We start from the raw sequence: 12,077 nt of genomic DNA, 5'->3' as shown, positions 1-12,077 counted from the left end.
TAGTAACCTACGGCGCAAGCTGCCGCATCAGCACCTCGAAGGCTTGCAGTGCCTCCCTGAAAGCCGCCTGATACTGTTCGGCATAGATGGCCAGCGACAGCATGACGATGAAAATACCAAGCGCCATCTTGACCGGCATGCTGAGGAAGAACACGTTGAACTGCGGCGCAACGCGGTTGATGAGTCCGAAAAACACATCGGTCAGCAGCAGGGCAGCCATGGCAGGCGCGGCCAGGCGGACGCCAAGCGTCAGGATTTCACCTGTCAGCAGGATGATGCTGGTCAGTGCTGGCGACAGGCCCGTGCCCAGCTTGGGAAAGTCCGTCACGGGGATGAGTTCAAAGCTGCGAAACAGGGCTTCGATGACCAACCGGTGCGCGCCCAGCGCCAGAAAAATGACAATAGCCACCTGAAGCTTGAACTGCCCCAGTTCGGAGACCTGTTCCTGAAGCATGGGGTTGAGCATCTCGCCCATCATCGCGCCCCGCTGCGCGTCAATGATGCGCCCGGCAACCTGAATGGCCTCAAAAACCAGCGAGGCGACAAAGCCCAGGGTAAACCCCACGGCCACTTCCTTGATGACGAGAATGGCAAAGCCAAAGGGCCCGCCGCGCAGGGCAAGTTCCGGCACGCTGGCGCTTAGGCCCGGCACGATGAGCAGGACGAACGCCACGGCTTCGGCGACCTTGATCTGGTTGGGCACGCTCTGTCCGCCGAAAAAGGGCACGACGGTCACAAAGGCCAGCATGCGGGCAAAGACCAGTCCGCCCAGCACGAGCAGCGCCGCGACCGACACCTGCACGTCGAGCAGGCGCAACAGTGCATCAATAAAGCCAATCGGGTCCGTCATACCTCATGCGCCGGCCCTCACAAGTTGGCGCGTCACCAGCCCCACGAGCCGGGAACGCCTTTGAACGGCCCAACGATGTCTTTGGTAATCCAGCCGCCGTAAAAACCGCCCGGCTGGGGGACGACCAGTTCATCGTCCACGTAGCAGGCGTCCATGGCAGCAGCGTAAAAAGCGACGTAACCGGCAATGGGGGCAAACGGAGGCGTCGGCCGCGGGTAACTCCAGGCCGCATCCGGTGCGATCCGCTGTCCGACCCGTACGCTGTGGTACTGAGCCATGCCTTTCCACTCGCAGTAGGACGTGCGGGGCGTGGCCACAAGGACATCAGGAAGGATGTCCGCCGGCGGAAAGTAATAGACCGGCGGATGGCTCGTTTCGAGGACGCGCCAGCCCTGGGTCGTTTCGGCAATGGTTGTGCCGGCGAAGACGACGCGCAGCCGCTTCGCCGTGCGTTCCAGCCGGGGTGGGCGCGGATAGTCCCAGACGGATTCCTGTCCGGGTTGTGGCGGAATGGGTTTTGGAAGCATAAGCCTTAGCGTACAGGAAAGAATGGCTTGCCAAACGGAGGCCAACGCGGAACAGTTACAGCCCCTGCTGGCACAGTCAGGAGTTTGACAGCGCGATGGAGAGTTGAACCGTATGCCGACGACACGGCCCGTTCCGTCCCTATTATTGACCGATTTGTATCAGCTCACCATGGCGCAAGCCTACTGGAAGTCGGGGCGCGGCGAAAAAGAAGCTGTCTTCCAGATGTTTTTCCGCCGGCACCCGTTCGACGGTGGCTTTACCATTGCCTGTGGGCTGCACTCGCTCATCGAAATGCTGGTAGAAGCTACTTTTGATGACAGTGACCTGGCTTATCTGGCCAGCCTTCCGGGGCGGGATGGTCAGCCGCTGTTTGAGCCTGACTTTCTGGCGACGCTGCGCGACTTTCGGCTGGTGTGCGACATCGACGCCATCCCCGAAGGCACGATTGTCTTTCCCTTCGAGCCACTCGTGCGGGTGACGGGGCCGCTCGTGCAGGCCCAACTGCTTGAAACCATCATTCTCAACATCATCAACTTCCAGACCCTCATCGCCACGAAAGCGGCGCGGATTTGCCTGGCGGCGCAGGGGGAACCGGTCATCGAGTTTGGGCTGCGCCGGGCGCAGGGACCGGATGGGGGGCTGTCGGCCAGCCGGGCGGCCTATGTCGGCGGCTGTGCGGCGACCTCGAACGTCCTGGCTGGCAAGGTGTATGGCATTCCGGTACGCGGCACGCATGCCCACAGTTGGGTGATGTCCTTTGGCGACGAGCTGGAGGCATTTCGCACCTATGCGGCGGCGATGCCCAACAACTGTGTCTTTCTGGTGGATACCTACGACACGCTCGAAGGCGTGCGCCATGCCATCGAGGTTGGCCGCTGGCTGCGCGAGCAGGGCCATGAAATGATCGGTATCCGGCTTGATTCGGGAGACCTGGCCTACCTGAGCATCGAAGCGCGCAAAATGCTCGATGCCGCCGGCTTCCCGGACGCCAGCATCGTTGCCAGCAATGACCTCGATGAAACCATCATCAACAGCCTCAAGCAGCAGGGAGCCTGCATCAACGTGTGGGGCGTGGGCACGAAACTCGTGACCGGCTACGACCAGCCGACGTTGGGCGGCGTCTATAAGCTGACGGCGCTGCGTGACCGTGGTGACGACTCCTGGCGCTACTGCATCAAGCTGTCGGAGCAGTCCATCAAGATTTCGACGCCGGGTATTCACCAGGTGCGGCGCTACAGCGTGGATGGCGAACTCATCGGCGACGCCATCTATGACCTTCCCTCACCGCCGGCTTCCGGGTGCGTCATTATTGACCCCCTCGATCCGACCCGGCGCAAGCGCATCCCGGCTGAGGCGACGTACGAAGACCTGCTCGTGCCGGTTTTTCGGCGCGGTGAGTGTGTGTATGGGATGCCGTCCCTGGAAGCCGTCCGGCAGCGGGCGCAATCAGGGCTGGCCCGGCTGGCGCCGGGGCTGAAGCGGTTTGTCAATCCGCACATCTACCCGGTAGGGCTGGAACAATCCCTCTACGACCTGAAGATGCGGCTGATTCTGCAGGCGCGCAACGGTGGTCACTAGCCGAAGCCAGGGACAGTGGACAGGCTGCCGTGGCTGCCGGTCGTGTCGCTAGGTTGCGCGCCCGTAGTCGTCCTGAAGCCGGATGATGTCGTCTTCGCCCAGGTAGTCGCCACGTTGAACTTCGATGAGCACCAGCAGGATGTCATCCGGGTTGGCAATGCGGTGCGCTGCGCCTACCGGCACATCCACGGCTTCGCCGGTGTGGACAAGGTGTTCGTGGCCGTCGAGTGTCACCTGGGCGCGTCCCTGCACCACGATCCAGTGCTCATGCCGCCGCGTGTGCTTCTGGTAGCTCATGCGCCGGCCCGGCAGAACTTCGATGCGTTTGACCTTGTAACCTGGGCCTTCGTCGAGAACAACATACTGCCCCCAGGGGCGCCGGTCGTATTCCAACGCGCGTTCCAACCCGCGTGGATGTTCAATGGCAGGGATCACGTCACTCATGAGGTCTGGTCATGTGATGTCTGGCTATGCCGTTGGGGTTTGAATACAGCGTTCAATAAACTCGTCCGGGCGTTTTGGATGGCAGGGGCGTTGGTTTCCCATCCGGGGGCCTGTGCTAGACTTGCATACCGCCGGGAAACCTAGCTGAAAGCCACGGAGCGGTTCAAGCATGGGCCTGTTTGACAAGGTTCGCTCGATGCGCGAACAGGTCGTTGGACTCATTGCCGACATCCGCCAGCGACACGACATCGAGGAACTGGAGCGGAAACTGGCGGCTGCCCCGGAAGACACTTTCCTGATGCAGCAGTTGAGCGATGCCTATCAGCAGGCCGGTCAGAGCCGGCAGGCGGTGGACCTGCTCTGTCGCATTGGGGAACTCTATCGGTTGCAGGGAAATCCTGAGACGGCGTTGGCTTACTTCCGGCGCGCGGAGCGCCTGGCCACCAGCGACGAACGCCTGCGGCTTCTGCGGTTGATGGTGGAACTGATGATCCAGTTGGGGCGCTACAGTGATGCTTTTGAGCGCGCACAACAGGTCGTCGAACTTCTTCTGACCCACCACGAGTTGGCCGCAGCCCGTGGCTATGTCGAAACTCTGCCGCCGCTGGGCGAGCAGGATGCCAAGTACCGCAAGGAACTCGTTGATCTGGTCAACATCAACCGGCAGGAATGGGCCCAGGGAGCGCGTGGTACATGGCTGGACCCTGGCGGGGAGCGGTCATTCAGCTCCGAACACCGGGAGCAGTTTCCTGACCAGACCATTCTGGTGGTGGATGATGAGCCGGGCACCTGTGAAGTGCTGAATCTGTGTCTGCGCCGCCTGGGCTGCACCGTACTCACGGCCGAGGATGGCGAGGCGGCGCAGGAAGTCGCGCTGCGACACCAGCCCTCACTCATTATCTGCGACCTGCTGATGCCCCGGATGGATGGCCGCCAGTTTTTCGATTGGACGCGCCGGCATCCCACGCTCCGGGACGTGCCCTTCGTGTGCCTGTCATCCAAGGGACAGCCGGAGGAGCGGCTGGCCGCTTTTGAGCGGGGCGTCGAGGATTACTGGGTCAAACCTTTCAGTGCCGTCGAACTGACCTTTCGTGTCAAGAACCTGTTGCGTCGGCTGCAACCCAATGCCGATTTTCGCGGCAGGCTTCAGGAAGTCTCCCTGCCTGAAGTGCTCCAAATCATTGAAGGGGGGCGTAAAACCGGGCTGCTCAAGGTGACTGCCGCCGGGCGCGAGGCGCGGATATACATCCGCGAGGGACAAATTCTGGATGCTGAGCTGGCGTCGTACCAGGGGGCGCGCGTGGTGTACATCGTCATCGGCTGGGTGCGCGGTGAGTTTTCCTTTCGGAGCACTCCTGTGGAACGCCCAGCCCAGATTTGCCTGACAACGCAGCAGCTTTTGCTGGAAGCTGTCCGCCGCTATGACGAAACCCAGTCCCTGCTCGATGCCGAGCCGGACCTGGACCGTCCATACATCGTGAGTGACACCTTTGCCTCTTTGGTGGTCCCGGAGGATTTTGCTTCGGAAATCAGCTTTCTCAAGGCGTTGTTTGACGGGCAGCGCACCTTCCGGGAGTGCTTACAGTCGCTGGAGGGGGATTTGGAGTCTATGCAGATGGTGGTTGAGTTGCGCCGTGAAGGCCTGCTCGTTCCGGCTCCAGCCCGGCTTTAGTCACACCAGCGCGGCTCACAACCGGGTTCAAAACAGCCTGCACATCGGTGTGGCTTCATGGTATCGTCGCGCCCAAATCCGCTTCATCCCGTCCCATTCATCTTTCCCCTGGAGACTCATACATCTGTGCGTAAACAAGTCCACCGTTGGTTTAGTCCACACCTTGGCAAGGAAATGCCGATTGCCGTGTATGGCCACTATGGCAAGCCGTTGTTGATGTTCCCCACGGCGGCGGCCGACTTTGAGGAATACGAGCGTTTTCTGGTGATTGATGTACTGCGTCCCTACATTGATGCCGGGATTGTCAAAATCTACTCCATCAACAGTATCAACCGTGAAAGCTGGATGAACGAGCACCTGCATCCAGCCCAGCGGGCAGCGCGCCAAACGGCCTACAGTTACTATGTTGCTCGTGAAGTATGCCCATTTATCCGCAGCGACTGTGGTGGCTCGCCTATCAAGATTGCTGCGACTGGAGCCAGTTTTGGTGCCTACCACGCGGCTAACTCCGTGTTCCGAAATCCAGACCTTTTTGACACCCTGATCGCGATGTCCGGTTCGTATGACATCCGCCCGTGGTGTGATGGGTTTCACAACGATGATGTGTACTTCAACAACCCCATTGAGTACCTGCAGAATCTGAACGACGACTACTTCCTGCCGTTGTTGCGGTACCATACGGATATTCACATCATTTCAGGGCAGGGGGCTTATGAGGCACCGGAGCGGTCGCGTGACCTGTCACGGGTGCTGTACAGCCGTGGGATTCCGCACTCGCTCGATCTGTGGGGCTATGATGTCAATCATGACTGGCCGTGGTGGCGGCGCATGCTGGACCTCTATGTGCCACGCCTCTTTCATGCCTATGGTCCGAAGTGACGGCGCCGGCGGCTGTCTCCCTTACTCCCGGTGACAGGCCGTGACGCCAACCAACCGTGGCAGTGTTCTGCCCAAGTGAGGTTTGCATCCATGGTGAAGCGTTGGATTTCAGGCAGGTTTCCCTGCGTCGCTGCGTCGCTGGGGCTGTTGATCGCCGGGTGGCTGTCTCTGCCGGTAGCGGCTCAGGTGGCAACGGGAACCTCAACGAAGATTACAACCATCAAGCAGGTTCTGACCGGTGATACCGTTGTGCTGCAAGATGGGACGATTGTACGCCTGATTGGCATCCTCGCCCCTCCTTCAGGGCCGGCGGCCGAACAGGCGCGGGAACGAGTTCGGCAGCTCGTTCTGGGCAAGAGTGTTGAGGTCTGGCTTGAAAACCAGAACCTCGATCTGGGACACCGGGACAAGTATGGGCGGCAACTGTCCTACATCTACCTGCTGCCAAGCCGGAAGCTGCTCAATGCCGAAATCCTGCGCGATGGCGATGCCTATTACTTCAGCCAGCACTTTATTGACGTGCGGACGAAAAACATTCTGCTGGCTGCGGAATATCAGGCCCGGAAGGCCAGGTTGGGCGTCTGGGCGCAGGCTACGGAATCACCCGAAGCCATCGCCAAGCGCGAAGGGCGTGTCTATGAAGAACCGGCCTTTATGCCTCCAGAGAAAGAGGAAGCTCCGGCTGATGGTGGGTATTCTGAGGCAGCATCTGGTATGGCCACGACGGGACGTGAGATAAGCGGCAGCGCCCTGGGTCCGTCGGTGTCCGGGGTACCAACTGCGCCCCTGGCCCCGGAACTTGACCCTAAAGCGACCTACAGTGACATACGGGTTGAAAGCTGTGCGGTACTCGATGTGCCGACGTTAGGGCTGGTTTCCCTCATCGGGGTGCAGAACAGCACCGCCAAAGCTGGTGAAGCGGCCCGGCTTGAAACCGTCAAACTGGTGCAGGGCAAGCGCCTGCGCTTTGAGTATGATCCGGTCAATGCCGCCCGTGGCCACCGCGACCGGGAGGGACGGTTGCTGGTGTATGCCTTCCTGCCGGATGGTGCCCTGCTGAACCTGCAGATTGTGGCGCGGGGCATTGCTGACGTGGATATTGACTACGACTACAAATACAAGATGGAGATGGTGACGGCACGCGACAATGCCCGCATCCGGGAGCTTGGGCCGCGCTGGCGCAGTGACATTCCACGGACGGTCTCCCTCGACCGTGTTCGGGCTTCGTTGGTCAGGCTTATGAATGAGCAGTTCGGACGCGCTGGCGCGCGGATTGAGCTGGTTGGCGACGCACAGGATATTCTGCGTATTATGCATGACTCGATTGACGAACCGACGGCCGGGCAGTTGTATCGTGCCCTGTCCATCAGTGAAGGCGGCAACCTACCGCTGCTGCGCAGTAGTGGCATCCGGGAAATCCAGTTCACGGATACCAGGGCGACAAAGATTTTTCGATTCCCACTATGAGCTGGTGGGGGGCGCGCCGGGCGTGAACCTGCTGCCGGCCCATGGTCATTCCGAGGGCTGAGATGTCCAACCCACGCCGTCAAAACCTGTCTGACCCCTATCACCTGGTGGGCACCGTCATCAACGGCAAGTATCGGTTGGATGCGGTGCTGGGCATTGGGGGTATGGGCATTGTCTATCTGGCCCAGCACTTGGGAATCAACCGCAGCCTGGCGCTCAAGGTGCTCAAGCCTGACGTTGCTGCGGCGGATACGACCATTGCGGAGGCTTTTCACCGGGAAGCCAGAATTTCCGGCGGACTGTCTCATCCCAACATCATCTCCGTCACCGATGCCGACACCCTGCCGGATGGCACACCCTTCATGGCGATGGAGTTGCTGGAGTCGCCAACGCTTGAAGATGAACTCCAGCGGAGCAGGAAGTTTCCGCTTGACCGGATTGAGCGCATCCTGAGTCAAATCTGCGATGCCCTCCACTATGCCCACCGGTCGGGTTTGGTGCACCGCGATCTCAAACCGGCCAACATTGCCCTCGTCGGAGCGGGCCAGCCGACCGAGCAGGTCAAAATTCTCGACTTTGGGATTGCCAAATCGCTGGATGAGGGCGTCGGCAAGGTCAGCCAGGCCATCGGAACGCCGCTCTATGCCTCCCCGGAACAGTTTATTCACGGCGGCGACATTGATCCCCGCGCTGACCTCTACAGTCTGGCCGTGATTCTGTATCGCATGCTGACCGGGGTACTGCCGTTTCAGGGCAAGACAATTGGTGAAATTGTTTCCATGCATCTGACAGCGCCGCCGCCGCCGCTGCGGACGCACGCGCCGGAGCTGCCGGAGTCGCTGGAGGCCTTTGTCATTGGGGCATTGGCCAAAAAGCCGGACGGGCGTCCCGCAACGGCTTTGGATTTTCTGGCTGGCTTCCGGGCGGCACGGCAGGGCACTCTGATTGGAGAGACGAGCGCACCGTTGCTCGGCAGCGGGACCGACCTCATCGCGGCGGTGCTCGATACGCCCCTGCCCACTCCGCCATCCACAACGCCGCCCGGCATCGCTGAAGCAACGGGCAATATCACGACTTCACGGGTGTCGCCGACACGTCCCTCCGGGCTGTCTCCAACGCTTCCTGCGGCTGGCAGCCCAGACCAGCCATCGCTGGTCTCCAGGACGCTCACCCTGAGCCAGACGGCCCACCGGGACGCTCTACCTCCCCCGACTGGATATGCCACACCCGATGCCGCCCCCTCGCCTTCACGGTTGGGGATTCCCGTGTGGGCTGTAGCGGTAGCAGCTTTGCTGGTTGTTGGGCTGTTGCTGGGGATAGGGGTGTATCTCATGAAGGGTCGTGCGGCCGGTTCAGGGGTTGAAACTTCCAGTGCAACTGATGGAGGCTCCTCTCCCTCTGTAACGGACAAAGCCCCCTCTCCGGTATCGGCGTCAGTGTCTGATGCGCTGCGCACCCGCTTTGACCAGGTCTCACAACAGGTTTACCAGGCAGTTGAACCACTTGCGCTGGATGGGCAGGAAGACCCACTGCTGCGTGAACTGCAGCAGGCGACCACCTTGCATCCGGCAGCCATTGACTCACATCGCCAGCGGGTTGAGATGGCTGAAAGCCAGGTGGCGCAGGCCGCTGAAAAGTGGTCGCGCGCCACGACGCCAGACACATGCGCAGCAGAGTACCGCACTTTGGGAGAGCGCTACCAGCAGCTTCGGGATGCCCTGCACAACTACGGTGTTTCGGTCCGCAACCTGGGAAATGCCTTTGCGCGAAGGGATTTCGATATGTCCCAGCCTCCTGACCGGCTTGCCGAATCAGAACGGCGGGAACTTGGACGTGACCGCTCGCTGCTGGAAGGTGCCTGGCGCGATACCCGCCGGGCGGAGAGCCGGTTTCGCGACTGCACAGGGTTATAACACCAATGTCTGGTGCCAGGTCTGGTTGTAATGGGCTTACCCTCTCACGCCGGACGAAAATGCCTTGTTTCGGGTGTTGTGGGTCAAGTATTTTCCCGTGGGCTTTGACCCTGGTGCTCGGTGAGCCGAATCTCTTGAATGCCTGGAGGGGCTTCCGATTATGGAAGACAACACGACCCCTGACGTACCTTCAACGGAGGACCCAAATGAAGTCCCGAAAGATGACCAACCCTTTGCTGGTTTTCCACGGGAAGAGTTGCTGGCCTTCGTGCGCGGTGTGGCCAACATCATAGCCGCCGATGGCAAAGTAGCCGAGGAAGAGCGCGTGATGCTCTACGGACTCATTCACCAGACTGGTCTTTCCATTCTCGATGACGATGTCAAAGCGGCTGTCGAAGCCGAGCTTGCGGGTCCATCGCCGATTGAAAAAGTCATCAAGCCTGTTACCAACCCGCTCCTGCGCCGGGCGTTGTATCAGACCTGCGTTGAAGTGGCCGTCGCAGATGGTCACCTGGCGGACGAGGAGCGTTTGAAGCTCGTTGAAATTGCCGGATTGTTTGGCCTGAACACCGACGCAGCGCGCGATTTTATCCAGTGGACGCTCGACAGCATAGCCATTGAACAGCGCGGTCGGGAAATTATCGCCAAGCTTTGAAACCTCTTGGACAGATTGCCCGCAGCAGAAAAAGCGCCAAGGTAACTTCCCTGGCGCTTTTGCACTTGAGCCTGATGTTGGGTTGATGTTTTTTGTCGCAGTTGTGGAAGCCGGTTCAGCGCTATACCGTGAACGAAGAACCACAGCCACACGAGCCGGTTGCCGAGGGGTTCTTGAACGTAAAGCCTGAACCCATCACGCTCGACACATAGTCAATTTCCACGCCTTCCAGGTACTGCCCGCTGAAGGGGTCCACGAACAGGCGGATGCCGCCGTTGCTTTCGTGGACGATGATTTCATCATCCTCACGTGGGGCATCTTCCACGTCGAGTCCGTACTGAAAGCCTGAGCACCCGCCAGGCATGACGCGGACCCGCAATCCGCCTTCTGCCCCAATGTTTTCGGATGCCATAAACTTCTTTACTTCTTCAACTGCCTTGGCTGTCAAAAAAATCATGACCGCACGCCTCATCCAAAATAGAGATTCGGTGACCTGATTGGTCTTTACTGAATTTCAGCCGACTGTGTCAACGAACGCTCCCGACACAGCTTTGAGAGAAAAAACCGGCCGAACCCCGGCAACGTGTGGGATTGGGGGCAGCCTGTCCCTTCCGTTACGCTGGGGTGCAGCAATCGACCTGGGGAACACTCCCAAGCCTTCGCTAAGATTTTGAAGTGAGGACGATGCGCTTTGGCTCCTCGCTGGCCGCGCTCTTGGCGGCTGGTGCAGCGGTATCCGTCGTGGCTGGCGTCCCAGACAAACCCGCCATGATGCCGCGCATGGCAGAGACGGGCAGCGCCGTCAGTTCGCCAATGGCATCAAGCCCTTTGAACGGGAGGCTTGGGATGAACTTCAGCACCGAAAGCGTGGTTTCGACGCCAACCTGGTGCAGATGGAAGACTTTTTCCGACAGGGGAAGATTTGAGAAATTGCCTTCAGTCGAACTCATGTGAGACTTCTCCGTAAACGCGAGGGAGGTGAATGCCTGTCAGGAGCATACACGATGATGGGTGTTGGGCGAAACCTTCATTGGCATGGCCGGTTGTGGTAAACAACGGTCTGGCAAAGCAGTCAGACCGGTCCTGCTGTGACACCGCGCCACGGCTGTGGAATAACCCACTGGCTCAGGGCAGATAGCCGCCCCGCCTGCCGCCCAGTCGTCGCTCTCTTTCCTGCTTCCCGACCAGCCAGAACAGCGGCCAGAACGCACCGGCCAGGGCTGCGGCGACCAGGTTGCCCGGCATCTTGAGCGCCTGGATGAAGGTGTAAATCCCAACGGCGAGATACAGCAGCAGCAGGAAGCTGATGAGCCAGTACATGTGAGTTCTCCAGACTTCGGTTGCGCGTGACACCGACGTGCATTCATTTCCTGGGGACGCTCAAACCATACCACGTCCGGCCTGTACGCCAAGCCACACCGCTCATTCGTCCGCCCACGGGGGAGCGTCGGTTGCCGGCGCGCGTTCGTGGTCCAGATGCCATTGAAGGGGGTTGTCCAGGATGTAGGCGCGGATGCGGTTGAGGGATTCCGCGTGGCGGATGATGTGTTCGTAATAATTGCGTTGCCAGATGATGGCGCCGGCCGTGCCACGGTGTTCGTTGATGCGTTTGGTGACGGCCGATTTGAACCCGGCAACGAACGATGCCAATGAACGTTTGGCGGGGCCTTGTAGTAGGGGCGACCGGCCGGTCGCCCCTACCGTGGCGTCGGTCGCCCCTACCGTGGCATCGGTTGCCCCTGCCGTGGGGCCGGTTGCCCCTACGTGGGCGTTGGGGGATTCCACAATCCGCACAATGCCGTGAATGTGGTTGGGCATCACCACGAATTCATCCGAAAACAACACGATTTCCCGACGGATTTCCGCCGAACGAAACCATTCCTTCTGCACAATTTCCCCGTATTCATTCAACCGCATTTCACCCGCCACGATCTCCCCAAACAGACACACCCGCCCCTGCGTGCAGAGGGTGACAAAATACGCCCCCATCCGGGTGTAATCGCAGTCCTTCAGGCGGATTGAACGGCGGTGATGCCTTTCAGGGGCGTACCGCATGCTGCCGGCTCCCTGCCTTTTCCAACCCTGCCCGCG

13 protein-coding genes are annotated in these 12,077 nt (G+C 60.1%); 6 read left to right on the top strand and 7 right to left on the bottom strand.

The window, feature by feature from the left end; all coding sequences use genetic code 11:
* Nucleotides 1-7: 7 nt before the first annotated feature.
* Together sctT and CABTHER_RS13795 are read right to left on the bottom strand one after the other, a co-directional pair.
* The gene (gene sctT, locus CABTHER_RS13800) at nt 8-850 is read right to left on the bottom strand and encodes a type III secretion system export apparatus subunit SctT (RefSeq protein WP_014101288.1); all 843 of its coding nucleotides are present in this window, start codon (nt 848-850) and stop codon (nt 8-10) included.
* Between the two features lie 32 nt (nt 851-882).
* A complete protein-coding gene (locus CABTHER_RS13795) occupies nt 883-1,377 on the bottom strand; it encodes a DUF427 domain-containing protein (protein ID WP_014101287.1) in 495 nt (164 codons plus the stop codon).
* A 112-nt stretch (nt 1,378-1,489) separates the two neighbouring features.
* Between CABTHER_RS13795 and CABTHER_RS13790 the strand changes: the two genes are divergently transcribed.
* Nucleotides 1,490-2,956 carry a nicotinate phosphoribosyltransferase gene (locus CABTHER_RS13790; protein WP_041570005.1) on the top strand — a complete coding sequence of 489 codons (1,467 nt, stop codon included), beginning with the start codon at nt 1,490-1,492 and terminating at the stop codon, nt 2,954-2,956.
* A 48-nt stretch (nt 2,957-3,004) separates the two neighbouring features.
* Here the strand turns inward: CABTHER_RS13790 and CABTHER_RS13785 are convergent, their stop codons facing one another.
* Nucleotides 3,005-3,400 (bottom strand): phosphomannose isomerase type II C-terminal cupin domain, encoded by a 396-nt coding sequence (locus CABTHER_RS13785; protein ID WP_014101285.1) that lies wholly within the window; start codon nt 3,398-3,400, stop codon nt 3,005-3,007.
* 169 nt (nt 3,401-3,569) lie between these two features.
* Between CABTHER_RS13785 and CABTHER_RS13780 the strand changes: the two genes are divergently transcribed.
* From CABTHER_RS13780 to CABTHER_RS13760, 5 genes are all read left to right on the top strand, one after another.
* A complete protein-coding gene (locus CABTHER_RS13780; protein ID WP_014101284.1) occupies nt 3,570-5,072 on the top strand; it encodes a DUF4388 domain-containing protein in 1,503 nt (500 codons plus the stop codon).
* A gap of 126 nt (nt 5,073-5,198) precedes the next feature.
* Nucleotides 5,199-5,951 carry an esterase family protein gene (locus tag CABTHER_RS13775; protein WP_041570004.1) on the top strand — a complete coding sequence of 251 codons (753 nt, stop codon included), beginning with the start codon at nt 5,199-5,201 and terminating at the stop codon, nt 5,949-5,951.
* A gap of 90 nt (nt 5,952-6,041) precedes the next feature.
* Nucleotides 6,042-7,418: a thermonuclease family protein gene (locus CABTHER_RS13770; protein ID WP_014101282.1), complete on the top strand. Its 1,377-nt coding sequence runs from the start codon at nt 6,042-6,044 to the stop codon at nt 7,416-7,418.
* Between the two features lie 41 nt (nt 7,419-7,459).
* On the top strand, nt 7,460-9,331 hold the full coding sequence (locus tag CABTHER_RS16240) for a serine/threonine-protein kinase (RefSeq protein ID WP_014101281.1): 1,872 nt from the start codon (nt 7,460-7,462) through the stop codon (nt 9,329-9,331).
* Between the two features lie 160 nt (nt 9,332-9,491).
* Complete coding sequence (locus tag CABTHER_RS13760; protein WP_014101280.1) at nt 9,492-9,986, top strand: tellurite resistance TerB family protein; 495 nt, start codon at nt 9,492-9,494, stop codon at nt 9,984-9,986.
* Between the two features lie 121 nt (nt 9,987-10,107).
* Here CABTHER_RS13760 and CABTHER_RS13755 read toward each other — a convergent pair whose 3' ends face one another.
* The 4 genes from CABTHER_RS13755 to CABTHER_RS13740 form a co-directional block, all read right to left on the bottom strand.
* Nucleotides 10,108-10,443, bottom strand: coding sequence for a HesB/IscA family protein (locus CABTHER_RS13755; protein WP_014101279.1), 336 nt, complete (start codon nt 10,441-10,443; stop codon nt 10,108-10,110).
* A gap of 205 nt (nt 10,444-10,648) precedes the next feature.
* Nucleotides 10,649-10,936: a hypothetical protein gene (locus CABTHER_RS13750; protein WP_014101278.1), complete on the bottom strand. Its 288-nt coding sequence runs from the start codon at nt 10,934-10,936 to the stop codon at nt 10,649-10,651.
* 175 nt (nt 10,937-11,111) lie between these two features.
* Nucleotides 11,112-11,306, bottom strand: coding sequence for a hypothetical protein (locus tag CABTHER_RS13745; RefSeq protein WP_014101277.1), 195 nt, complete (start codon nt 11,304-11,306; stop codon nt 11,112-11,114).
* Nucleotides 11,307-11,408: 102 nt separating this feature from the next.
* A complete protein-coding gene (locus CABTHER_RS13740) occupies nt 11,409-12,041 on the bottom strand; it encodes a transposase (protein ID WP_041570002.1) in 633 nt (210 codons plus the stop codon).
* Between the last annotated feature and the right edge of the window lie 36 nt (nt 12,042-12,077).

The organism is Chloracidobacterium thermophilum B, assembly GCF_000226295.1.
In the GTDB taxonomy this organism is placed as follows: domain Bacteria; phylum Acidobacteriota; class Blastocatellia; order Chloracidobacteriales; family Chloracidobacteriaceae; genus Chloracidobacterium; species Chloracidobacterium thermophilum.
This window is presented reverse-complemented; position numbering and strand designations above follow the sequence as displayed.